Below are 23,978 nucleotides of genomic sequence, written 5' to 3'. Positions count from 1 at the left end.
CGCAGTTGTAAAGAATTGGAGCACGTATTTTATGTCTGAGCAGACACAAAACCCTGAGCAAGAAGTAGAATTAAACGAAGAAATTTCTAAAATGCAGGCTGATGTAGAAGCAGCAGTAGAAGCCGCTGATCAACATGCAGAAGAAGAGCAAAGCCCTGAAGCAGAAATAGCTATGCTATATGCAGAGCTTGAAGCTGCTAAACAAACTATTGCTGATCAAAAAGATGGTGTTGTTCGTGCTGCAGCAGACGTAGACAACATTCGTCGTCGTGCAGCACAAGATGTAGAAAAAGCGCATAAGTTTGCACTAGAAAAATTTGCTAACGAATTACTACCTGTAATTGATAATCTTGAGCGTGCTATTGAGTTTTCTGATAAAGAAAATGAGACTTTAAAGCCGTTGCTTGAAGGTATCGATATGACAGTTAAAAGCTTTAACGATGCTGTTGCAAAGTTTGGTGTTGAAATTGTAAACCCACAAGGTGAGCAGTTTAATCCAGATTTTCATCAAGCAATGTCAATTCAACCAAGTAACGATGTAACACCTAATACAGTACTTGCTGTTATGCAAAAAGGTTATACATTAAATGGTCGTTTATTACGCCCTGCAATGGTTATGGTTTCTAAAGCTGCTGATGCTTAATTGAATTATTAGTTTTAAAAAATGCCTCATATTGAGGCATTTTTTTTGTCTTTTTTATAGTGAATTAACTGTACGAGCATAGTAAGCAACACAGCGCTAAACATTAGACTTGAAAATGGCACTGCGCTTTTTGCATGCATAATAGCGAGTAGTGGGCCAACTAACGCGCCACTGCCAAAACGAAGTGTGCCAATTACGGCCGTTGCCGTGCCTGTGTTTTTTTCAAACTTCATTAATATTAGCGAGTCAGCATTACTTGCAGTGACGCCTAAGCTCATCATTAATGGCGCAATAGCAGCCACAATATAATAAAGTGATAAATGCAATAAGCTAAATGTTAGCAAAGCCAGCCCCGATACAAATCCAAATGTAAGCCCAATATAGAGCATTTTCCGAGAGCCCAGCCTTGGTACAATTCGCGTATTTAAAAAGTTACCAAACATCAGCGCCATTACATTAAACGCAAATAACACACCAAATAACTGTTCTGACACTTCATATAAATCTAAATAAATAAATGGTACTGAGGTCAAAAAGCAAAAAAATCCAAACGATACAAACATAGAACTGAGTATGTCGGCACGTGCATCTTTATTACTGAGTACTGTTTTATAGCTGTCGAAAAACAGAGCGAGACCCTTTTTTTCATTTTTGTGAATAGGAATATCAATTAGATACACTTGCACAAACGCCAATATTAAAAAGCTATAACCAGCAAGAACCAAGAATATTGTTGACCAAACAGAAAATCCTAAAATAAACGAACCAACAGAGGGGGCAACTAACGGTGCTACCATCATAATCATCGACACATACGACATTCCCTTAGCTGTATTTTGCTGATAAATATGGCGAATAATACCCGGTACTACAACCGTTGCTGCCGCTCCCGTAAATGCTTGCACTGCTCTAAGAGTCCAAAAAGCATGGATTTCGGTTGTAAATGCGAGTGCAAGTGAGCTTGCGCCAAATAAGGTTAAGCCGATACGTGCAAGCTTACGGCGGCCAATTTGATCGGCAATGGGGCCAAAAAATAGCATCCCTAATGAATAACCCGCTAAGTAAATACTCAAGGATATTTGTACATTGGGCATATTAGTGTGTAAATCGTTTGCAATTACCAGCATGGCAGGTAAGTACATATCTATCGCCAATGGCGTAATCGCCACTATACTGGCCAATAAAGGCAATAAAATACGGGTATTAAAAGACGAGGCTGAGGCGTCCATATGTAAACTCAACAATCACTAAAAACAAGGGTTATAGTGTAACAGGGCATTGTATTTGAATAAACTTAGTTTGCCCGCTAAGTTTATCGTCATATTGTTTTTTTTTAATATAACGGTACATAAAGCAAATATTTTAAATTGGTACTGTGTTTGCTATTCTACAAGCAATAAAAAATTCATTACTTAAGAGAATTATCATGAAAAAACTAGTACTTGCAGTATTAGCGACAGCCGTTTTAGCCGGTTGTAAAACGTCACCAACAGGACGTACTCAAATAGCGCTTTACTCAGATCAACAAATGAGTGAAATGGGCACAGCTAGCTTTGCAGATATGAAAAAAAGCCAACCAATTAATAAAGATCCAAAAACAAATGCATATGTAAATTGCATTGCCGAAAAAGTAGTCGCTGTATTACCAAAAGAATACGCGTCGCAAAATTGGGAAGTAGTGGTATTTGAAGATGAATCTGCTAACGCTTTTGCACTACCTGGGGGTTACATTGGGGTTCATACGGGCTTATTAAAAATAGCCACCAATCAAGACCAACTAGCAACAGTACTAGGTCACGAAGTAGGGCACGTAATAGCTGAGCATTCTAATGAGCGTGTTTCACAAAGCTCTATTTTAGATACCGGTATGCAGCTGGGCAGCGCGGCACTTGAAATGGGTAATATTCAATACCGTAACGAAATTATGCAAGGCTTAGGTTTGGGCGCACAATATGGAGTTGTTTTACCATTTAGCCGCTCTCACGAATCAGAAGCCGATACTATAGGTCTGGATTTAATGGCACAGGCGGGTTTTAATCCACAAGAGTCGGTTACACTTTGGGAAAATATGAGTGCAGCGGGCAGCGGTACAACCCCTGAGTTTTTATCTACTCACCCAGCGCCAAGTAACCGTATTAAAAATTTACAAGCGCAAATGAGTAAAGCACTTAGCGAGCAAGGCACTGCTAAAGCACAGGGTAAAAACCCACAATGCACACTGTAGTTAAGCGCTTTACTATTTGAAGTAGTGTACGTTTAGTATTAATGCGTAATTAAAATAAAACCCCTGTAAGTATTTTACCTACAGGGGTTTTATTTTAGTTTTTAAGCGTGGTTATTCAGCAGCAAGTGCTTGTTTAAATACATTTTTAAAGCGTTCGAAATCTTCAATGTGCGGCAGGTGCCCTAAATTATCCAGTTCAAATAATTGTGCGTCAGGGATAAGTGTTGCAGCGTGTTTGCCTAATTTATCATATCGACCAAGCTCGTAATCAACACCGTCTTTTTTCCAGTTACGGCCAGGGCCGGTTCTATCGCGTGTACCAATAATTAATTTAACCGGTACAGTTAAATCTTTAAATTCGGTTATTACAGGTTGAGTGAAAATCATATCGTATGTTTTTGCATTTACCCATGCCATTTGTTCTTTATCCGGGCCTTGTATTTGCCCTGTTATAAAGTCGGTTAAGGCTGAATATGTGGCATTCCACTTACCATCGTAGTAATTTTTTTGTTGGTATTTTCTTACGCCTTCTGGCGTTTTTGAAAATTCGTTTTTATAGAAAAAATTTGTATCTTTGTAATCAACATACTGCAGGTAGTTTTCAAGCCCAATAGGGTTAAGTAAAATTAATTTACTTGTTGTGTTTGGGTACATTAATGCAAAACGACTCGCTAGCATCCCACCCATAGAGTGCCCTAATACAATTGACTCTTTTATATTAAGTGAGTCCATTAACGCATGAGTATGATGAGCAAGAGCCGCAAATGAATACTGGTAATTAGTTGGTTTAGATGATTTTCCAAAACCAATTTGATCAGGAATTAATACGCCGTAGCCTAAAGATTGCAGGTATTGCGCAGTGGTAGTCCAGTAATCTGCATTAAAATTTTTGCCGTGCATAAGCGTCACTGTAGGCATGTCGGATTTGGTAGGCTTTAAGTAAATATAGGCCATTTTAAGAGACTGTTTTTGTGACTCAATGTTAAAGTAATTTACTTTAAAGTCGTACTGGTAACTGCTTAAAAGCGCATCATAAGAAAGTGAAGAGGTATCTTGCGTTGTGCTCGCTAATGCATTGTTTGTTAATAACAATAAAGTAGAAAAGCAAATAACTTTAATCGACGACATTTGGTTACTCCAATTAAGGACAAATAATATGAGCTCTAATATATAAAACTCAGAATAATTCATTATAGTAACCAAACATTAAGTACTATTCAATTGAGGCTTTGTCATGCTCAACGTTGTTTAATTTGAAGATGAAAAAAGCGAAGCTAAAAGAGAGCTTCGCTTATTAATGTAGGGTAAAACGAGTATCGTTAAAGCTTAAAACGTCCACTCAATATGGATTTGTGGCACTGACTCAGTGACTTCAGTACCTAGTTTATTGTGCCAGTATTGTAATTCCATACCCAACAGTAGTGTGTTTTCTTTCATTTGAAGAGCGTGGCCCATATCCCATACTAAAATAGGCTGTGCGAGTATCCACGCCTCTACATCGTTACCAAATTCATCTTCACGTTCTGCAATGTATTCAGCGTGGCCTTTAAAGCTAAATTTTTGTGAGCCAATAGTGAAAGGGTATTCAAAGGCAACATCAAGCATCCAGCTATTTGTTTCAATAGGAGCCCCGCCTTTTGCTACACCTTCACTATCGTCAATGTAAGCTGTGAATAGCGTTTGAAAAAAGTTAAACCCAGGTACATCCCAGCTTAATTTAACACCAGGCAAGTATTTCATTACTTTAGCGTCGCCAGCAACGTTAATACCACCGGTAAGGCCCACATCTAATAATGCGCCTGCGCCAATTTTTTCGCCGCTAATGGCCGATAAGCTTACCGTTGAATACCACTCACCATAAAAATCAGCATCTTGGTAACCATCATCGGTATCGTCTTTACTGTAATCGATAAAAAAGAAGTTATCGCCGTAATCGTAACCCGATGCATGTTGAACCGAGTAAACAGTGGTGTTTGACTCTTGCTCAGTGAATGGGTTTTTTTGGTTGCCATTATTAATATGTAGCGCTGTGCTGCTCCAATTAGCCGCAAAAGCAGAAGACGATAAAGCAATTGATGTAAAAGTAACGAGAGGAAGTAATTTTTTAAATTTCATATCTGTATTTAACTATAATTTTAGTGACACGCGAAGGCGCGCATTATAGCAAAAGTGATTGATATGTAGAGTATTATTTTAACATATGTTGCAGCTTACTTATTAAGCTGCAACATAGTATCGGTGTTTAAATTATGCTTTATTACGACGTAAGCAAATAACTGCAATGGCTGTAAATGCTAAAATAAAACAGTAGTATGACGAGGTAGATACTTCCCACGGGCTAATTTTAAACGTAGCACCTAATAACAATGCTTGGGCACCGTATGGCAATGAACCCTGTGTAACACAGGCAAATATATCAAGTAAACTGGCAGAGCGTTTACCGCTTATTTCACCGTCATCTGCTAGCTTTTTAGCAATAGGACCGGCCACAATAATAGACACTGTATTATTAGCAATACATACATTACTTGTTAAAACTAACGCAGCGATACCTAATTGATCTGCCACTTTACGGTGCCATTTTGCAATGATTTTAGTAATTGCTTGAATTTTTTGAGCAATGTAATCAAGACCACCGTTGATACGAATAAATTCAGATAAGCCACCAATAAACATAGAAAGTAAAAATATTTCCTGCATATCAGTAAAGCCTTTGTAAATGTCTTTTACAAAGCTTGCGCCTTCGTAACTTCCTGTAAAGCCCATTAATGCGGCAAAAATAATACCGCTAAACAACACTACAAATACGTTCAAGCCAGCAACTGCTAACACTAAAATAAAGGCATAAGGAAGTACTAACCAAATGTCATAGTCTTTAGTTTCAACTACTTGTGCAGCAGGTGTTAAATAAAACAACAGGGCGATTGTTAGAATGGCTGCAGGGACTGCAATTTTAAGATTTTCTTTAAACTTGTCTTTCATTTCACAACCTTGCGTGCGCGTAGCTGCAATAGTGGTGTCTGAAATAATAGATAAGTTATCGCCAAACATAGCGCCAGATACAATCGTACCGGCCATTAATGCTGGATCTATACCCGTTTTAATTGATACCGCATAAGCGATAGGGCCAATGGCGCCAATTGTTCCCATTGACGTTCCCATTGCAGTAGAAACAACGGCCGCAATTAAAAACAAACCAGGGAGCAATAACGAAGGTGGAATAAGCGATAAGCCTGCATTTACTACCGCATCTACACCACCGGTTGCACTTGCCACAGCCGAAAAAGCACCTGCAAGTAAGTAGATTAAACACATGGTAATAATATTGTTGTGTCCGGCACCTTTAATAAAGGTCTCTACACATTGGTTTACCGTGCCTTTATTTAAAATAAACGCAAGCATAATAGCGGGCAATATAGCAACAGGTGCAGGTAGTTGGTAAAAAGCATAATCAACCCCTTGCGATTGCAAATACAAACCTGAGCCTAAAAATATCGCTACAAAGGTAAGTAGGGGAAGTAAAGAAAGTATTGCTTTGTTTTTATTAAATGATGGCTGCATCATAATCCTCATAACCAGTAAAATTTATCACAGCCAAAACTCCTCTTTTAGCTGAATTTAGCAGTACAACTTTTTATTTTAAAAAGTTGTTAGCCGCAGCGTCCGCAAGCCAAAGACCAAATCGACGCGAAAGAGAAGTTTAAATGTATAGATGGCTAAAGTAAACTGGTATTGTTATTATTATTAAATTAAAAGGTCACCTGACTATTGCATGACTTTTAGATAATATCTATAAAGCAACGCGATTTTCAGCGATTAATATTTATCCAACTGCATAAAAATACCCACCTGCGTATTTTGTAATGCCCGGATATATGGCTAATAAACGGATTCAAATTAAATTAGGTAAAAACCATGACTACAAATCGAATAGGTGTTTTTGGTGCTAACGGCAGAATGGGCTTAGCCCTATTAGAAGCCGTGACAATTAAAGAGCAAACACAACTTACAGGCGCATATGTTCGTAGTGGTTCATCGCTATTAGGCATTAATGTAAATCAAGTAAATAGCGCAGCCGATAACAGTGTTAGCTTTAGCGACGAAAGTACAATAGATAATGTAGATGTTTTAATCGACTTTACGCTGCCAGCGGGTATGAAAAACCATTTAAAAACAGCTGTTGCACAAAAAATTCCTATGGTAATTGGCACAACAGGTTTAACAAATGATGATATGGCGCTATTACACAATGCCGCTAAACATATCCCTATTGTATTTGCGCGAAATTACAGCGTAGGTGTCAATGTATTACTTAACCTTGTGCAAACTGCAGCGACTAAGTTTGGTGACGATTTAGATATCGAAATATTTGAAGCGCATCACCGTCATAAAATAGATGCACCATCGGGTACTGCACTGGCAATAGGTGAGTCAATCGCAGAGGCAAAAGGCTGGGATCACGACGAGGTTGCGGTATATGACCGAAGCCAAGTAGAAACAGCGAAATCTCAAAATGAGATTGGTTATTCTGTCCTAAGAGGTGGCGATATAGTAGGTGAACATACCGCATACTTCGCTACAATGGGCGAAAGGCTTGAATTAACACATAAAGCAAGTTCGAGAATGACGTTCGCTCTAGGTGCTATAAGGGCTGCAAGCTGGTTGAAAAACAAACCTGCTGGACTTTATGATATGCAAGATGTGCTAGATCTTAAGTAGTTTAGTTACTATTTTAACTGTTTGGGTCTAATTTTACCTACAGTGACTTATTTGTAACAATTAACCAAATAATGTTAGACCTAAATAGCAACTTCATGTAATATGCAGCCAATTTGCCAAAAATTACTAAATGCGTGTTTCCAATTATACCCAAGTGGCTAGTAAATCCAGGGTTTCAGTGGGAATGAAAATAGTTTTAGGCAAGAAAAATGATTGAAGGTTGAATGCTTTACATCTGCATCATTTAAGACTGCGTAAAACAATTTAAGCCCACAAAAATCTGGTTTTGACGATCCCTCTGGGTATTGGCGGGGTGTTAAGCAATTGCTTACTCCCGTTTTTTACTGTTAGGAGGTTTAACTTGACTAAATCCGCTCTGTTAGTCCTAGAAGACGGCACAGTGTTTCGCGGTACTGCAATCGGCGCTGACGGCATGTCAGTCGGTGAAGTGGTATTCAATACGTCTATGACTGGTTATCAAGAAATTTTGACTGATCCATCATACGCGGAACAAATCGTAACTTTGACGTACCCACATATCGGTAATACGGGTACCAACAGCGAAGACGAAGAAGCGAATCAAATTTGGGCTAAAGGCCTAGTGATCCGTGATTTGCCACTGCTAGCAAGTAACTTTCGTAACGAGCAATCGTTAGATGATTACTTAAAAGAACGTAATATTTTAGGTATTGCGGACATCGACACCAGAAAGCTAACTCGAATTTTGCGTGATAAAGGCGCACAAAACGGGTGTATTGTTGCCGGTGACGAGCTAGACGAAAATAAAGCGTTACAAGCCGCGCAAGCCTTCCCAGGCTTAAAAGGTATGGATTTAGCAAAAGTTGTCTCAACCAAGGAAAATTTTGAGTGGCGCGAATCAAGCTGGACATTAGGTGAAGGATTTAAAACCCTTGACGCTGCTGATGAAAAGTTTCATGTTGTTGCCTACGACTTCGGTGTAAAACGTAATATTTTACGTATGCTTGTAGACCGTGGTTGTAAACTTACAGTAGTACCAGCGCAAACTTCTGCCGCTGACGTACTTGCTTTAAACCCTGATGGTATCTTCCTATCTAATGGCCCTGGTGATCCTGAGCCATGTACTTACGCTATTGAAGCCATTCAAGCCTTTTTAGAAACCGACACACCTATTTTTGGTATCTGTTTAGGTCATCAGTTATTAGCCCTTGCCTCAGGTGCTAAAACAGAAAAAATGAAATTTGGTCACCACGGTGGTAACCACCCAGTTAAAGACCTAGACCGTAATGTAGTTATGATCACAGCTCAAAACCATGGTTTTGCAGCTCAAGAATCAAGCCTACCAAGTACGCTTCGTGCCACGCATAAATCGTTATTTGATGGAACGCTTCAAGGTATTCATCGTACTGATAAGCCTGCGTTTAGCTTCCAGGGTCACCCTGAAGCAAGTCCAGGTCCACACGATGCAGCACCATTATTTGACCACTTCATCGATTTGATGCAAGCGCGTAAACACTAATTTAACTGGAGTAATAATGCCAAAACGTACCGACATAAAAAGCATTCTTATCTTAGGCGCAGGCCCAATTGTAATTGGTCAAGCTTGTGAATTTGACTACTCTGGTGCTCAAGCGTGTAAAGCACTTAGAGAAGAAGGCTATAGAGTTATATTAGTTAACTCAAACCCTGCAACTATCATGACCGATCCTGAAATGGCCGATGCTACCTACATCGAACCAATTCACTGGGAAGTGGTAGAAAAAATTATTGAAAAAGAAAAGCCAGATGCAGTACTGCCTACAATGGGTGGTCAAACAGCATTAAACTGTGCACTTGATTTAGACAAGCACGGTGTATTGGCTAAGCACGGCGTTGAGCTAATTGGCGCAACGGCGGATGCAATCGACAAAGCAGAAAACCGTGAACGCTTTGACGTAGCAATGAAAAACATTGGCCTTGAATGTCCTCGTGCTGAAATTGCTCACTCAATGGAAGAAGCTAAAGATACAATGAGCCGAATTGGCTTACCATGTATCATTCGTCCTTCTTTCACCATGGGTGGCACCGGTGGCGGTGTTGCTTACAACATGGAAGAGTTTGAAGAAATTTGTGAGCGCGGTTTAGACTTATCGCCAACAAACGAATTATTGATTGATGAATCACTGATTGGTTGGAAAGAGTACGAAACAGAAGTTGTACGTGATAAAAACGATAACTGTATTATTGTTTGTACCATTGAAAACTTTGACCCTATGGGTGTTCACACTGGCGATTCAATCACCGTTGCACCAGCGCAAACGCTAACCGACAAAGAATACCAAATTATGCGTAACGCCTCTATGGCGGTATTACGTGAAATTGGTGTAGAAACTGGCGGTTCTAACGTGCAGTTTGGCATTAATCCTGAAGATGGCCGTATGGTTATCATTGAGATGAACCCACGCGTATCACGTTCATCTGCACTTGCATCAAAAGCAACGGGTTTCCCAATTGCTAAAATTGCTGCAAAGCTAGCAGTAGGTTACACGCTTGACGAGCTTCAAAACGATATTACTGGCGGTAAAACTCCAGCGTCTTTTGAGCCTTCAATCGATTACGTTGTAACAAAAATTCCTCGCTTTAACTTTGAAAAATTTGCCGGTGCTAACGACCGCTTAACTACGCAAATGAAATCGGTTGGCGAAGTAATGGCGATTGGTCGTAACCAACAAGAATCATTACACAAAGCATTACGTGGTCTTGAAGTGGGCGCAACAGGTTTTAACCCAATAGTTGCACTTGATGACCCTAAAGCGAAAGAAAAAATCATCCGCGAATTACGCGAGCCAGGTGCTGAGCGTATCTGGTACATTGCCGATGCAATGCGCCATGGTATGAGCGTTGATGATGTTTACGAGCTGACTAAAGTTAATCGCTGGTTCTTAGTACAAATAGAAGATATTTTAAAAGACGAAGCAAAAATTGGTGAAGTAGGTATGGCTGGTTTAAATGCCGACTTCCTACGTAAACTTAAACGCAAAGGTTTCGCAGATCCACGTATAGCTGAAATTGCTGGTGTATCTGAAGCTGAAATTCGTAAAAAACGTCACCTATTAAACATCGTGCCAGTATACAAGCGTGTTGATACGTGCGCCGCAGAATTTAGCTCAGACACAGCTTACATGTACTCATCTTACGATGAAGAGTGTGAAGCAAACCCAACAGATAAAGACAAAATCATGGTTATTGGTGGCGGTCCTAACCGTATCGGCCAAGGTATTGAATTTGATTACTGTTGTGTACATGCCTCGCTTGCGCTTCGCGAAGACGGCTATGAAACCATTATGGTTAACTGTAACCCTGAGACGGTTTCTACCGATTACGATACATCTGATAGACTATACTTTGAGCCAATTACACTTGAAGACGTACTTGAAATCGTACGTGTTGAAAAGCCAAAAGGCGTTATCGTGCAGTACGGTGGTCAAACACCACTTAAATTAGCACGTGAGCTTGAAGCGAATGGCGTGCCAGTAATAGGTACCTCACCTGATGCGATTGACCGTGCAGAAGATCGCGAACGTTTCCAACAACTTGTTGAGCGCCTGAACTTACTTCAGCCAGAAAATGCAACAGTAACTTCAACTGAAGAAGCACTACTTAAATCAGTTGAAATTGGTTTCCCACTCGTTGTACGTCCGTCGTATGTACTAGGTGGTCGTGCAATGGAAATTGTATATGATGAAGACGATTTACGTCGCTACATGACCGAAGCTGTATCTGCATCAAACGAAGCACCTGTATTACTTGACCGTTTCTTAGATAACGCAATTGAAGTTGACGTTGACGCAATTTGCGACGGCGAGCAAGTAATTATTGGCGGTATCATGGAGCACATTGAGCAAGCCGGTGTTCACTCTGGTGACTCAGCATGTTCATTACCAGCACATTCTTTATCGCAAGAAGTGCAAGATGTAATGCGCAAGCAAGTAACCGATATGGCGCTTGAGCTTGGTGTTGTTGGCTTAATGAATACACAGTTTGCTGTAAAAGATGGCAAAGTGTACTTAATTGAAGTTAACCCGCGTGCCGCACGTACTGTACCGTTTGTATCAAAAGCAACCGGTGTAGCGCTTGCAAAAGTGGCGGCTCGTTGTATGGCGGGTCAGTCTTTGGCAAGCCAAGGTATTACTAAAGAAGTGATCCCTCCTTATTACAGCGTTAAAGAAGTTGTTTTACCATTTGCTAAGTTTCAGGGTGTGGATCCAATTCGTGGCCCTGAGATGCGCTCAACGGGTGAAGTGATGGGTGTTGGTGATACTTTCGCCGAAGCATTCGCAAAAGCACAATTAGGTGCAAGCAACACTTTACCACGCGGTGGTCGCGCGTTATTATCTGTTCGTAATAGCGATAAGCCACGCATTGTTGAATTAGCCAAGATTATGACCGACTTAGGTTTTGAACTTGACGCAACAGGTGGCACGGCACAAGCTCTTGAAGAAGCTGGCATTGAAGTACGACGTGTAAACAAAGTATATGAAGGCCGACCGCATATTCTTGATTATATCAAGAATAAAGAGTACAGCTATATTGTTAATACCACCGAAGGTCGCCAAGCGATCGAAGATTCGAAGGTGTTACGTCGTGGTGCATTGCAAAATAAAACCAACTATACGACAACCTTGAACGCAGCTTTTGCTAACTGTACTGCTAACAAAGCAGATGACCGTAGTAAAGTAACGTCAGTTCAAGAGCTACACCTGCGATTGAACTAAGGAAATGTGCCAAGGCCAACTAGGGCCTTGGTGTTAAGTGAGAAAAGTATGCAATCAATTCCGATGACAGTTCGTGGCGCAGATTTACTGCGCAAAGAGCTTAACGAATTAAAAACAGTTACCCGTCCTAAAATCGTAAGTGATATTGCGGTTGCACGTGAACATGGTGACTTAAAAGAAAACGCTGAGTACCACGCTGCGCGTGAGCAACAGGGTTTTTGTGAAGGTCGTATTCAAGAAATTGAAGCAAAGCTTTCAAATGTTCAAATTATCGATGTAACTAAAATGCCAAATACGGGCAAAGTTATTTTTGGCACAACAGTAACTATAGTAAATGTAGATACTGATGCAGAAGTAAAATACCGTATCGTAGGCGATGATGAAGCAGATATTAAAAACAACTTAATTTCTGTTAATTCACCGATTGCACGTGGCTTAATTGGTAAACAAATGGACGACGCAGTGTCTATTCAAACGCCAAAAGGTATCGTTGAGTACGAAATCATTGAAGTTGAGTATCTTTAACGCATAACTCACTTTAACGTTTTAAATAAAAACCGATGTATTTACATCGGTTTTTTTATGCCTTAAATAAATTACCATACTGATAAGGGCGTTCATATTGCATAAAGAGTAGGCATGATGATATAGGTACATAATCACTTCATTAAAAGGAACACTCAATGGCTAATATACTTTACCCTGCGCCTTTAAAAGTAGGATCAAAAATAGCAATTTGCTCACTTTCAGCAGGTCTTAAAGAAAAGTTCCATGCACGATTAGACATTGTTATAAATGGATTAAAAAATCGAGGGTATGATGTTGTTGAAGGCGAGTTTTTACGTCAAAACAAACCGCGTGAACAGCTTAATGCTAAAGCACATGCTCAGCAATTAATGGGCTTTTTATTAGATGAAGAAATTGATGCAATTATGCCGCCAATGGGTGGTGAGCTGGCAATGGAAATACTGCCACTGCTTGATTTTAATGCCATTAAACAAGCAAAGCCTAAATGGTTAGTTGGCTTTTCTGATGTGAGTACTATTGCCTGTGCATTAACGGCTAAGTGCCAATGGGCGACCCTGCACAGTGCTAACCTTATGCAGCTGCATCCTAATGAAAAAAATCCGTATAGCCTACAAATATTTGAAACTCTGACCTACGAAGCCGGTAGTAAATTTGAGCAAGGTCCTTCTTCTTTATACCAAAAAAATAAGCCTAATTACGCGCAAAACCCGAACGAATTACTCAGCCCGAGTGAGCCTACAAACTGGCAATGTTTAAACTACACAGATAAACGTACCATAGAAATGTCTGGTCGCTTATTTGGTGGGTGTTTAGATACCGTAGGTTTATTGCTCGACTCGCCATTTTTAGCGCTGCATGAGTTTAAAAAGGACAGTGCGACCGAAGGGCTCATTTTATACCTCGAAAACTCAGAGCTTACACCCACAACCGTTGCACGATTTTTACTATCATTAAAATTAGCCGGTATATTTGATGACATCAATGGCTTGGTTTTAGGGCGAAGTGAAATAACACAAAGTCATTACGATGCCTTTGACTATCGCCATGCGTTAGATGTAGCGTTAGGTGGGTGTTTATTTCCTGTGATTTTTGATGCAGATGTAGGGCACGTTCAACCTAACTTAAATTTGGTCAATGGTGCTACCTGTACGCTGGTTGCAGATATAAACGAAGGTATTGTGGAGTGCGCATCGTTAAATATTCAACTTTCGTAGTTTTTATTGTGTTTAGTTTTGAAAAACAAATAAATACAAGCGTATAATAGGCTTGCAGTAAGTGCTAACGCTTACTGTAAATTCTCAGGGCGGGGTGAAATTCCCCACCGGCGGTATGTTTAATGTTATTTGTAACTTAAATGAGCCCGCGAGCGCTTTATTTAACTTATTTTTACAGTAATTAGGTTAAGTAAAGGTCAAGCAGATCTGGTGAGATGCCAGAGCCGACGGTTACAGTCCGGATGAAAGAGAATATGGCTTATTATACTAAAACCAATTTTGTTAAAAACATGATCGTTGTATCGCATTAAGTGAACTATTTTCTTAGCGCTATAATTAGTTACTAATTTAATGTTATTGGTATAACAGTGTGCGCTGCATTTTGCTGCGTGCTTTTTGTTATTTTATCTAAGCTATTTTGGTGGTGTTCGCTTTAAATTTTAGGCGATAAATTACTGATCCTTTCACAGTCCTGAATCTATTATTTTTTATTTGGAATATAATGATGATTCAGTCTTTACTTACTCAATTCGGCGAAAGCCATACCCGCGTACAAAGCGCAATTATTGCACTACAGCAAGGGCAAGGCGTACTTGTTGTTGATGATGAAAACCGTGAAAATGAAGGCGACTTTGTATTTTCAGCTGAGCACTTAACGACTTCTCAAATGGCCGAAATGATCCGCGAAGGCAGCGGCATTGTTTGTTTATGCATGGGAGAGGAGCGTATTAACCAGCTCGACTTACCGCAAATGGTAACCCACAACACCAGTCAAAATAATACCGCTTATACAGTCACTATTGAAGCTAAGCATGGCGTTACAACGGGCGTGTCAGCTGCTGATAGAGTAACTACTATAAAAGCAGCGACAGCCGATAATGCAAAACCAAGCGATTTATCGCGCCCTGGCCATGTATTTGGTTTAAAAGCACAAACGGGTGGCGTATTAGTGCGTCGCGGTCATACCGAAGCATCCGTTGACTTAATGCAACTTGCCGGCTTAAAACCATTTGGCGTAATTTGCGAACTAACAAATCCTGATGGTTCAATGGCGCGCTTACCTGAGGTGAGTGATTATGCTAATAAACATAATATGACCGTGGTTTCTATTGAAGATTTAGTGCAATACATTCAGGCTGCACAGCGCAAAGTAAGTTAAACTGCTTTAAAGCAAAAAAACCACTTATTTAAATAAGTGGTTTTTTAATATTGTTATCATTTAAGTTTATAACGTATTACTTATAAAACCTGAATAACTTGCTCTTTTGCTAAGCGAGATTTAGGTAATTTAGCATTATAATCTTCAGCGCTATCATGATAGCCAAGTACTAATGCGACGTCGCATACGTAACCATCAAGTTCTTTTTCAAAGACTTCGCCAATCAGCTCGGCATCTACGCCTTCCATTGGGGTTGAATCAATGCCTAAACGTGCAGCGGCATGCATAGTGTTACCCAGTGCAATGTAAGTTTGTGCTTTAGTCCACTCTTCATTAACGCCTTGCTCATCAGTATTCATATCAACAAACGCATAAGCACCAAAAGCTTGTTCGCGATTTTCTGCTTTAGTACGGCCATTTTTAATATCTGCATCAATAACTTGTGCGTAGTCATCGCGGGTATATTTAGGATTGTGAGCGAACAATATTATATGCGAAGCTGTTTTAATATGTGGCAGGTTAAACGCAAATTTATTAGCAAATGTACTATGCATACGCTCTTTAGCCTCATCTGATTCAATTACGATGAATTTCCAAGGCTGCGAGTTAATAGATGATGGAGATAGGCGCATAGCTTCGTAAATAACGGCTAAATCGTCTTGAGATACACGTTTGGTTGCATCGTAACGTTTTGCTGTGTAACGCTTTTCTAAGTCATTAATAATAGGGTGAGTCATTAGTTTCTCCATTGAGTAGGTGTTTTACCAGTATTTACTATGTTGAGTCAGTTTTAGTAAAAACAAACCCTTTTGAAAATTTATTACAAAAATAATATCGTGTTTTTAAATCACTCTACTTATTTGATTCAATTGATATCTACGTAAAATAAGGCCTATCAATATAGCTAGGTACGGATAGTAGTGGGTTATTACAATATGATAAACAGGTATATGGTTGAATCATTATCAAATATTATTAGGTAATAGTTTCTTTAATAAATATAAATACACTAATAGCCACCCCGAAATATTGGCTGAAGACACCAATTGCATTGGTGCCTTCAATTAATTCAGGCAGCGCGTGTTTAGTATTTATGGAATTAAAAACCTTCCAATACTATTTTGCCAATAGAGCGACCTTCTTCAAGTTCTGCGTGTGCAATACGCAGGTTAGCCGCATTTATAATGCCTAAATTTTTACCAATCGTTGTTTGAATGTAGCCTTGGTCAATCAAATCGGCAACATGATTTAATAACTTACTTTGCTCAATTAAATCTTTGGCGTTAAACATTGAGCGGGCAAACATAAATTCCCAATGTAGAGATAAACTCTTCATTTTTAATTTACTTACATCGAGTGACTCAGGATCGTCAATCATTGCAATTTTACCAAATGGTGCAAGTACGTCTGTATATGCTTCTAAGTAAGTATCAGTACTGTGCAGGCTTGCTACATGTGTTACCGAGCCAATGTTTAATGCGTCAATTTGAGCGGGTAATGGTTTTGTATGATCAACAACATAATCAGCACCTAGTTTTTTAACCCATGCTTGTGAGCTTTCGCGCGATGCAGTGGCAATCACCGTTGCGCCAGTAATCGCTTTAGCAATTTGAATAAAAATAGAGCCAACGCCGCCTGCGGCACCTGTTACTAAAATAACTTCGTCTGATTTTGTTGTTGCATCAGCAGCTTGTTTTACAATGTTTAAATGCTCAAATAATAATTCGTACGCTGTTATTGCGGTAAGGGGTAATGCAGCAGCTTCAGCATCGTTTAAGCTCTGCGGTTTAAATCCTACAATGCGCTCATCCACTAATTGAAATTCTGCATTACTACCTGGGCGAGTAATATCACCAGCGTAATAAACCGCATCACCGAGTTTAAATGCCGTTACAGCATCGCCGATTGCAACAACTTCACCAACGGCATCCCAACCAATAACTTTTACTTCACCCTCAGCAGGGGGCATAGATGCACGCACTTTGTAATCTACTGGGTTAACTGCAATAGCTTTAACTTTTATAAGTAAATCGCGACCTGTTGCAACTGGCTGTGGTAATTCAACATCAATTAACGATTCAGGGTTAGTAATAGGAAGAGATTTTTTATAACCAATGGCTTTCATAATAAATGTCCTAGTTTGTTTACATATAAGGTGCAAGCCATGCTTTGGCGAGCTGATAGATATAATAGACCTTGCTTTAACATAGATAAACCGCATAATTGTTGAATCATTATCAAATATAAATAGATAACATGAACATAGAAGATTTAAAACTTATTTTAAAAGTCGCTGAGTTTAGAAGTATTACGCTCGCAGCTGCTAAGTTAGATATGCGTACAGCCACAGCAAGCGCTGCTATTAAACGTGTTGAGTCAGCCCTTGGTAGTGAACTGTTTGTTCGTACAACACGTCATTTGAGGCTATCGGCTGCTGGGGAGCGCTACATACCACAATGTGAGCAGGCTTTGGCAGTACTTGAGCTTGCAAAGCAAAACCTTAAAGGTGAGCACGACGAAATAGAAGGCGAATTGCGTGTTGCCCTTTCATCTGACTTAGGGCGTAACTTAGTGATCCCATGGATTGATGAACTTATGGACACTTATCCAAAGCTAAGTTTAAGAACGCATATAAGTGATAGTAATATCGACTTTTACCGTGACTCAGTTGATATAGCGCTTCGTTATGGCTCGCCTAATGATGCTAGCGTTTATGGTTTCAAAATTTGTAACGTACCGCGCTTGTTATGTGCAACTGACGAATACCTCTTACGAAATGGGGCTCCCGTGCATCCTGATGATTTAGCATCGCATCAAGGTTTGTTTTATCAGTTGCAGGATATTATAAATAATACGTGGGAATTCACCGATGGTGAGTCAAAATATAAAGTTAAAATGGACGGTAGGCGCGCCTCAAACGATGGCGATTTAGTAAGGCGCTGGTGCGTTGCGGGTAAAGGCTTGGCTGTAAAATCAGCCCTTGATATAGCTGATGATTTACTCAATGGCAGGGTGATTACTGTAATGCAAGATTATCAACATGTTAATGGTGAACTTTGGCTTATTTGCCCAAGTAGGCAGTCAATAACCCCGGCGGTGCGTTTACTACGTGATGCATGCAGAGCAAAATCCCAAGCTATTTTGCAGCAGTTGGTAAATAAAGGAATTATTGATAAAAGCACTCTGAGCTAATTAGTCTACTTAATAATGCCACTGGCTTAGAGCTGGTGGCATTTATCGTATTCGTTAACTTAGCTTTTTATTAAAAAACTCAACGGTACGTTGCCATGCAAGCTCGGCATTGTCTTTATCATATCTACCTGTAGAGTCGTTATGAAAACCATGATTTGCCCCTTTATACATATGCATAGTGTATTCAACATTATTAGCTTTTAAATCTTGTTCGTACTGTGGCCACGACGCGTTTACACGTTTATCCAGTTCGCCTAATTGAATCATTAGCGGCGCTTTAATATTTTTACGTAAACTTTCACTGGCAGGAGTGCCGTAAAAAGGTACGCCGGCACTGAGTAAGTTGCTATCTACTGCCGCTAAGTAATTAACAATGTAGCCACCAAAACAAAAACCGACAGCGCCTAACTTACCGCTACTGTTAGCATGCGATTTTAAAAAGTGCGCAGCAGCTACAAAATCGTTTTGAATTTTAGCTCTGTCCATAGTTTTTTGCATAGCGCGTCCTTCATCATCGTTACCAGGGTAGCCACCCAGTGGAAAAAGCGCGTCGGGTGCAAATGCAATAAAGCCCACTTTAGCTAAGCGCCTTGCTACATCTTTTACGTACGGGTTTAATCCACGGTTTTCGTGGACCACAAGCACAACTGGAAGCTTACCTTCTATGTTTTTAGGGGTTGCTAAGTAACCTTTGCCTTTACCGTGCCCGTCTGGCGAATCAAATTCTTCGTATGTTGCTTTAATATCATCGTCATTAAACGATACTTGTTCAGCAAGTGCATAGTTAGGTAATAATGCTGATGTAAGTACAGCCATCGAAAAGCCAAGAGCAGCAAGGCCACCGAGTTTTTTCATAAAAGTACGTCGGTCCATTAAACCGTGGGCGTATTCGTCATACCAATCAAAGGCTTCTTGAGGAATGTGATCAGAGGGAGATGTATTCATGGCTGTTCCTTAATTTTATTATGTCTATTTATTATTTAAATACCATAACGTATTAGGGATAAAAAACGAGCAATATTTCTCTCAATTATTAGGACTGTTAATTAATCCTGCGTGTTAAAAAATAAGTAATAGAAGTATTGTTAGCAAATAGGTGAATATTATTTTTAAGCTAAAAATAAAAAGCTCGGCATATAATATGCCGAGCTTTTTTGGTTGGGATGTTACTTAATTTAGCTATTTGTAGGCGCTGGTTGGGCATCTACTAGGGGCGGCTTGCCACGCATTTTACGTACTAATCGTTTAGCATCTTCTAGTGCAACATACTGGCACGGTATAAGTATCAGTGTAATTACTGTGGCAAATAACACACCAAAAGCAAGTGATACAGCCATTGGGATAACAATTTTAGCTTGTAGACTCGTTTCAAAAATAATTGGCATTACACCAATAAAGGTAGTGATTGAGGTGAGTAGTATTGCCCTAAAGCGACGAGCACCGGCTTGTACTACTGCATCTTTAATTGCAACACCTTCGGCGCGGGCTTTGTTTACAAAATCAACCATAACGAGGGAGTCATTTACGACCACACCCGCTACCGCAATAATGCCAAACATAGATAAGCTGCTCATAGTCATACCTAAAATCATATGGCCAAACATCGCGCCCACTACACCAAACGGAATAACCGACATTATAATAAGTGGCTGCGAGTAAGAGCGAAGCGGAATCGCTAACAAGGCAAATATAATCATCATTGATATACCAAAGTCACGAAGCTGCTCTGAAGCGCTATCCATCTCTTCTTGAATGCGCCCTGCTACATCACTTGTAACGCCAGGGTAGCTTTTAAGTAATGTTGGTAAGTATTCATCACGAATTTCTTCTGCAATCGCAAATGGTTCGGCTTTGTCGGTATTTACCGCAGCCCATACGTTTACAGTACGTTTAGAGTTTTCGCGGCGAATACGGTTTACACCGTCAACCAGCTTAACTTCGGCTATTTCGCTAAGTGGTACTTCAGCGCCAGTAGGCGTAATTATACGCACACTAGCTATGTCGCTAATTGAGTTGCGTTCGTCTTCTGGGTAGCGGATCATGACTTTAATTTCTTCGCCTTCACGCAATATTCGCTGCGCTTCTAAGCCGTAGTAACTAAAGCTAACTTGCGACGCTACATCAGCAAGCGTTAAACCCATGCTGTAAGCGAGTGGTTTTAAATCAAGTTGCACTTCGTCGGTAGCGCTTTGCATTGAATCGTTTACGTCGCCAACGCCTTCCATTGTTTGTAATTTGGCTTTTAATTTACCTGCTACTTCTTTTAGCTCGTTAGCATTTTTGCCTTCAAGTTTAAAGCTAACGTCGCCATCATCTCGACCGCCATTCATTATACTGTCTTGAATGGTCATGGTTTTAATGCCGGGTAGAGCGGGCATTTGCTCACGCCATAATGCACTTAGGGCAAAGGTGTCGATAGGGCGTAAATCAGGCTCTACCAAAATGGCCATAATATTTGCTTGCGTTCGTCCGCGCAGACTTACCGATAAATCGCGGATCATCGGTTTACCGTATTGCTCTTGTAGTTGCTGATCGACCTTTAACAACACGCTTTCTATTTTACGTGCGGTTTCAAGTGTTGCTTGCTCAGATGAGGCAAGGTTCATTTCTATATCAATACGTGGAAAGTCGTGCGGTATTTTAGGGTTTGGTACAAACTTAACTAAACCACCTGCAAACATACCTGCGCTTACAATAAGCAAACACATAAAGCCAACAATTACGGTATAGCGGTAGTGAATACAGCGGCTAACAAAAGGAAGGTAGTAGTTATTTACAAAGCTTTTTAAACTGCTATCAATCACCATACGTAAGCGATGTAATAGATTTTTAGGGTTTGGTTTACGCGGGTTCATTGCTGCAATATGCGCAGGTAAAATTAGTTTTGATTCAATGAGTGAAAAAATCAAACATAAAATAATAACGCCACCAATGGCTTTAGAAAAAGCAGCACCAGGGCCGGTTGCGAGTGTTTGTGGTAAAAATGCCGCAATAGTCGTTAGTACACCAAAGGTCGCTGGCATCGCAACACGTTTAACACCGCGTACTACGTTATCAAGTGTGTGGCCGTATTTTTCTATTTCGGCACTGGCTGACTCGCCCACAACTATGGCGTCATCAACAACAATCCCGAGTACAAGTATAAAGGCAAAAAGAGAGGCTAGGTTAATTGTTACATCTAAAAAGCCAATAGGCATAAACAAAAAGGCGCCCAGAAAAGACACCGGTAAGCCCATCATTACCCAAAATGCTAAGCGTAGCGGTAAAAATAGTGCCAGCACTATCATTACTAACAAGCCACCCCAAATCATGTTATCGACCATCATATCGAGTCGACCTTCAAGGTAGTAAGTTAAATCAACAATAGGAGAGAGCTTAACGCCTGCAGGTAAAAGTGGCTCTTTAGTTGCCATGTAGCTTTTAAGTACTTTTGCTACATCGGTAATGTCTTGATCTTTTGATGCGTTTACTTCAAACGAGAGTGAGTTTTTACCATTGTATTTTGAATATTGTAGACCTTCTTCAAAGCCATCATTAATAGTTGCTACATCGCCTAAATAAATTTGTGCGCCATCAGCAAGGGTAATAAGTGGCAGTTTTTCAAACTCAAAACCACGGTAGGCTTGTTTTTCAACACGCATCGAAATATAACCATTTTCAGAGCGTATTTGCCCCGCAGACATATTTGCCGAAAAGTTTTGCACCGCGCCTGCAATATCTCTAAATGTTAAGCCATATTCGCGCAGTTTATCTGGGCTGACTTCTATACCAATTTCGTATTCTAAGCCGCCGTTAAAATTAACAAGGTTAACGTGAGGCAGTGCTTGTAACTCGTCTTTTATATCGTTGCCAAGCTCTTTTAACTGGTAGTTACTCATGTCGCCGTAAAGCGCGAGTATCATTACCTCTTGCTCAAACTTATCGCGGCGCACAACAGGGCGCTCCATTCCCGCAGGAAAGGTGTTTATTGAATCAACTTGTACTTTAATTTCATCAAGTACTTCTTGTGGATTGTATTGCTCTTCTATTTCAATCCACGCTTGTGAAAAACCACGGTTAGAGTACGTAATTAGGCGTTTAATGCCTTCAATACCTTCGAGGTTTTCTTCAACTTTTATGGTTATGCCTTCTTCAACCTCTTGCGGGGCTGCACCTGGGTAAACTGCTTGTACGCTTATCCAGTTGCTTTCAAACTGTGGGAACATTTGTTTGCGAATGGTCATCGCCATTAAAATACCGCCTACTAATATAAATATCATTAGTAGGTTGGCAGCAACGGGATTTCGGGCAAACCATGCTATTAACCCTGTTTCACGAGTGTTCATGATTATTCCTCTTTCAGCGCAAGTTGAGTTACATCAGTTTTATCAGGCGCAATATCTTCAATTTTTACTGCCATACCTTCAGTTGGGTATTCAAGCGCTGAGGTAACAATTTGCTCGCCATTCTTTAACCCTTGGCTGGCTATAATCATGCCGTTTTGTTCGCGTATAATATTGAGGGTTTTAAACGACAATGTTAAATCGTCATTTAAAATTACAATTTTATTATCTTTAACTAAGTGGTGCGCAACAATAATTGCGTTATCAAGCGGGCGACCTTCAATGGTAGCGTTAATGTACGAACCAAAACGAAGTGGGCGTGTTTTGTCACCATAAGGTGTTGCAAGTTGTGCTACCAAGTAGCTCATACGGCTTGTTTGATCAACCACACCTTCGGTGCGAATTACTTTGGCTTGCCACATTGTTTGCTTACCCGCGTATTCTGCGTTAAATGTAACGTTTGAACCTACGCCGCCATTTTTTAAATATTGCAGTTCTTGATCGGCAACCGGTAAACGTACCTCTGCAACTGAGGTTGCGCTTAGTGCGCCAAAACTGTTACCTGGGTTTACTACTGACCCCAAGCTAATTGTGCGCTCATTAATAATGGCATCATAAGGGGCTTTAATATAAGTACGTTCAAGATTGCGGCTAGCACGCTTAACACTTGCTTGAGCAGAGCGGTAACGCGCTAATTTTTCGGCCAACTGTGGTTTTCGTAAATAAAGTTCTGATGCAATAGCGTCGCTTGAGTCTGACTTAATGCGCTCCCACTCAGCTTTTGCTACATGTGCTTGTGCGCGTTCTATTTCAAGTGCTGAGCTTGCTTGTGCTAAACCCGCTTGCGCTTCAATAAAGTCTGCCTCGTAATCATTTGCATCAATTCGTGCTAAAATATCGCCTTGCTTTACAAACGCGCCTTCAACAAATTGATCTGATACCGAAATAACTTGCCCGCTAACTTGTGCTATTAGCTCGGTACGATACTTTGGTTTAACAATGCCGTACGATTTAACATCGAGCGTTATAGAATCTAAAAGTACGCTTTGTGTTGCTACTAAAGGACGTAAATCTTGCTCTGGCTTTTCTTCGGGTGGTTTTTTCATTGCCATAAAGGCGAAAGCTAAAGCAATACCGCCTGCTAAAACAGCGATTGGGAGTATTATTTGTTTTGTAGTAGCCACAAGGCATTCCTTCATAATTGGTGGTGACAGAGCAATAATACGCAATAAAGTGTTTACAAG

At 40.2% G+C, this 23,978-nt stretch carries 18 protein-coding genes and 1 riboswitch; of the genes, 9 read left to right on the top strand and 9 right to left on the bottom strand.

Annotation, left to right across the window (positions count from 1 at the left end):
* Window positions 1-31 precede the first annotated feature (31 nt).
* On the top strand, window positions 32-643 hold the full coding sequence (grpE, locus tag QL998_RS09490; RefSeq protein WP_024597391.1) for a nucleotide exchange factor GrpE: 612 nt from the start codon (window positions 32-34) through the stop codon (window positions 641-643).
* Window positions 644-669: 26 nt separating this feature from the next.
* Here grpE and QL998_RS09485 read toward each other — a convergent pair whose 3' ends face one another.
* Window positions 670-1,872 carry a Bcr/CflA family efflux MFS transporter gene (locus tag QL998_RS09485; RefSeq protein ID WP_182197406.1) on the bottom strand — a complete coding sequence of 401 codons (1,203 nt, stop codon included), beginning with the start codon at window positions 1,870-1,872 and terminating at the stop codon, window positions 670-672.
* A gap of 197 nt (window positions 1,873-2,069) precedes the next feature.
* On the opposite strand from QL998_RS09485, the gene QL998_RS09480 reads away from it, so the two are divergent.
* Window positions 2,070-2,867, top strand: coding sequence for a M48 family metallopeptidase (locus QL998_RS09480; RefSeq protein WP_165742784.1), 798 nt, complete (start codon window positions 2,070-2,072; stop codon window positions 2,865-2,867).
* Between the two features lie 111 nt (window positions 2,868-2,978).
* Here the strand turns inward: QL998_RS09480 and QL998_RS09475 are convergent, their stop codons facing one another.
* The 3 genes from QL998_RS09475 to QL998_RS09465 all read right to left on the bottom strand — a co-directional run bounded on the left by QL998_RS09475 (window position 2,979) and on the right by QL998_RS09465 (window position 6,428).
* The gene (locus tag QL998_RS09475) at window positions 2,979-3,995 is read right to left on the bottom strand and encodes an alpha/beta hydrolase (protein ID WP_182681085.1); all 1,017 of its coding nucleotides are present in this window, start codon (window positions 3,993-3,995) and stop codon (window positions 2,979-2,981) included.
* Between the two features lie 198 nt (window positions 3,996-4,193).
* Window positions 4,194-4,982: a nucleoside-binding outer membrane protein gene (locus QL998_RS09470; RefSeq protein ID WP_024604219.1), complete on the bottom strand. Its 789-nt coding sequence runs from the start codon at window positions 4,980-4,982 to the stop codon at window positions 4,194-4,196.
* A gap of 132 nt (window positions 4,983-5,114) precedes the next feature.
* Window positions 5,115-6,428: a Na+/H+ antiporter NhaC family protein gene (locus QL998_RS09465; RefSeq protein ID WP_024604220.1), complete on the bottom strand. Its 1,314-nt coding sequence runs from the start codon at window positions 6,426-6,428 to the stop codon at window positions 5,115-5,117.
* A gap of 354 nt (window positions 6,429-6,782) precedes the next feature.
* Here QL998_RS09465 and dapB point away from each other — a divergent pair, with 354 nt between their 5' ends.
* From dapB to ribB, 6 genes are all read left to right on the top strand, one after another.
* Complete coding sequence (gene dapB, locus QL998_RS09460; RefSeq protein WP_290192573.1) at window positions 6,783-7,586, top strand: 4-hydroxy-tetrahydrodipicolinate reductase; 804 nt, start codon at window positions 6,783-6,785, stop codon at window positions 7,584-7,586.
* Window positions 7,587-7,947: 361 nt separating this feature from the next.
* Window positions 7,948-9,084 carry a glutamine-hydrolyzing carbamoyl-phosphate synthase small subunit gene (gene carA / locus QL998_RS09455; RefSeq protein ID WP_004335400.1) on the top strand — a complete coding sequence of 379 codons (1,137 nt, stop codon included), beginning with the start codon at window positions 7,948-7,950 and terminating at the stop codon, window positions 9,082-9,084.
* 16 nt (window positions 9,085-9,100) lie between these two features.
* Entirely contained in the window at window positions 9,101-12,319 is a 3,219-nt protein-coding gene (gene carB, locus QL998_RS09450) for a carbamoyl-phosphate synthase large subunit (protein ID WP_039487473.1), read from the top strand.
* A 48-nt stretch (window positions 12,320-12,367) separates the two neighbouring features.
* Window positions 12,368-12,844 (top strand): transcription elongation factor GreA, encoded by a 477-nt coding sequence (greA, locus tag QL998_RS09445; protein WP_149592013.1) that lies wholly within the window; start codon window positions 12,368-12,370, stop codon window positions 12,842-12,844.
* Window positions 12,845-13,002: 158 nt separating this feature from the next.
* Window positions 13,003-14,061 (top strand): S66 peptidase family protein, encoded by a 1,059-nt coding sequence (locus tag QL998_RS09440; RefSeq protein WP_290192572.1) that lies wholly within the window; start codon window positions 13,003-13,005, stop codon window positions 14,059-14,061.
* Window positions 14,062-14,137: 76 nt separating this feature from the next.
* Window positions 14,138-14,319: riboswitch (FMN riboswitch) on the top strand.
* A gap of 247 nt (window positions 14,320-14,566) precedes the next feature.
* Entirely contained in the window at window positions 14,567-15,220 is a 654-nt protein-coding gene (gene ribB / locus QL998_RS09435; RefSeq protein ID WP_290192574.1) for a 3,4-dihydroxy-2-butanone-4-phosphate synthase, read from the top strand.
* Window positions 15,221-15,300: 80 nt separating this feature from the next.
* Here ribB and QL998_RS09430 read toward each other — a convergent pair whose 3' ends face one another.
* Both QL998_RS09430 and QL998_RS09425 read right to left on the bottom strand, forming a co-directional pair.
* Entirely contained in the window at window positions 15,301-15,957 is a 657-nt protein-coding gene (locus QL998_RS09430) for a nitroreductase family protein (protein WP_290192571.1), read from the bottom strand.
* Between the two features lie 362 nt (window positions 15,958-16,319).
* Entirely contained in the window at window positions 16,320-17,345 is a 1,026-nt protein-coding gene (locus QL998_RS09425) for a zinc-binding alcohol dehydrogenase family protein (RefSeq protein WP_290192570.1), read from the bottom strand.
* A 131-nt stretch (window positions 17,346-17,476) separates the two neighbouring features.
* Between QL998_RS09425 and QL998_RS09420 the strand changes: the two genes are divergently transcribed.
* Complete coding sequence (locus QL998_RS09420) at window positions 17,477-18,412, top strand: LysR family transcriptional regulator (RefSeq protein WP_290192569.1); 936 nt, start codon at window positions 17,477-17,479, stop codon at window positions 18,410-18,412.
* Between the two features lie 54 nt (window positions 18,413-18,466).
* Here QL998_RS09420 and QL998_RS09415 read toward each other — a convergent pair whose 3' ends face one another.
* From QL998_RS09415 to QL998_RS09405, 3 genes are all read right to left on the bottom strand, one after another.
* On the bottom strand, window positions 18,467-19,357 hold the full coding sequence (locus tag QL998_RS09415; protein ID WP_165742793.1) for a dienelactone hydrolase family protein: 891 nt from the start codon (window positions 19,355-19,357) through the stop codon (window positions 18,467-18,469).
* A 230-nt stretch (window positions 19,358-19,587) separates the two neighbouring features.
* Window positions 19,588-22,737 carry an efflux RND transporter permease subunit gene (locus tag QL998_RS09410; RefSeq protein WP_290192568.1) on the bottom strand — a complete coding sequence of 1,050 codons (3,150 nt, stop codon included), beginning with the start codon at window positions 22,735-22,737 and terminating at the stop codon, window positions 19,588-19,590.
* A 2-nt stretch (window positions 22,738-22,739) separates the two neighbouring features.
* Window positions 22,740-23,918: an efflux RND transporter periplasmic adaptor subunit gene (locus QL998_RS09405; protein WP_290192567.1), complete on the bottom strand. Its 1,179-nt coding sequence runs from the start codon at window positions 23,916-23,918 to the stop codon at window positions 22,740-22,742.
* Window positions 23,919-23,978: the final 60 nt, after the last annotated feature.

The sequence above is a fragment of the Pseudoalteromonas sp. APC 3691 genome (assembly GCF_030408135.1).
Classification (GTDB): Bacteria; Pseudomonadota; Gammaproteobacteria; order Enterobacterales; family Alteromonadaceae; genus Pseudoalteromonas.
This window is presented reverse-complemented; position numbering and strand designations above follow the sequence as displayed.

Coding starts and splice junctions, on each gene's coding strand:
- grpE (WP_024597391.1), top strand. CDS start 32: ATGTCTGAGCAGACACAAAACCCTGAGCAAGAAGTAGAATTAAACGAA.
- QL998_RS09485 (WP_182197406.1), bottom strand. CDS start 1,872: ATGGACGCCTCAGCCTCGTCTTTTAATACCCGTATTTTATTGCCTTTA.
- QL998_RS09480 (WP_165742784.1), top strand. CDS start 2,070: ATGAAAAAACTAGTACTTGCAGTATTAGCGACAGCCGTTTTAGCCGGT.
- QL998_RS09475 (WP_182681085.1), bottom strand. CDS start 3,995: ATGTCGTCGATTAAAGTTATTTGCTTTTCTACTTTATTGTTATTAACA.
- QL998_RS09470 (WP_024604219.1), bottom strand. CDS start 4,982: ATGAAATTTAAAAAATTACTTCCTCTCGTTACTTTTACATCAATTGCT.
- QL998_RS09465 (WP_024604220.1), bottom strand. CDS start 6,428: ATGCAGCCATCATTTAATAAAAACAAAGCAATACTTTCTTTACTTCCC.
- dapB (WP_290192573.1), top strand. CDS start 6,783: ATGACTACAAATCGAATAGGTGTTTTTGGTGCTAACGGCAGAATGGGC.
- carB (WP_039487473.1), top strand. CDS start 9,101: ATGCCAAAACGTACCGACATAAAAAGCATTCTTATCTTAGGCGCAGGC.
- greA (WP_149592013.1), top strand. CDS start 12,368: ATGCAATCAATTCCGATGACAGTTCGTGGCGCAGATTTACTGCGCAAA.
- QL998_RS09440 (WP_290192572.1), top strand. CDS start 13,003: ATGGCTAATATACTTTACCCTGCGCCTTTAAAAGTAGGATCAAAAATA.
- ribB (WP_290192574.1), top strand. CDS start 14,567: ATGATTCAGTCTTTACTTACTCAATTCGGCGAAAGCCATACCCGCGTA.
- QL998_RS09430 (WP_290192571.1), bottom strand. CDS start 15,957: ATGACTCACCCTATTATTAATGACTTAGAAAAGCGTTACACAGCAAAA.
- QL998_RS09425 (WP_290192570.1), bottom strand. CDS start 17,345: ATGAAAGCCATTGGTTATAAAAAATCTCTTCCTATTACTAACCCTGAA.
- QL998_RS09420 (WP_290192569.1), top strand. CDS start 17,477: ATGAACATAGAAGATTTAAAACTTATTTTAAAAGTCGCTGAGTTTAGA.
- QL998_RS09415 (WP_165742793.1), bottom strand. CDS start 19,357: ATGAATACATCTCCCTCTGATCACATTCCTCAAGAAGCCTTTGATTGG.
- QL998_RS09410 (WP_290192568.1), bottom strand. CDS start 22,737: ATGAACACTCGTGAAACAGGGTTAATAGCATGGTTTGCCCGAAATCCC.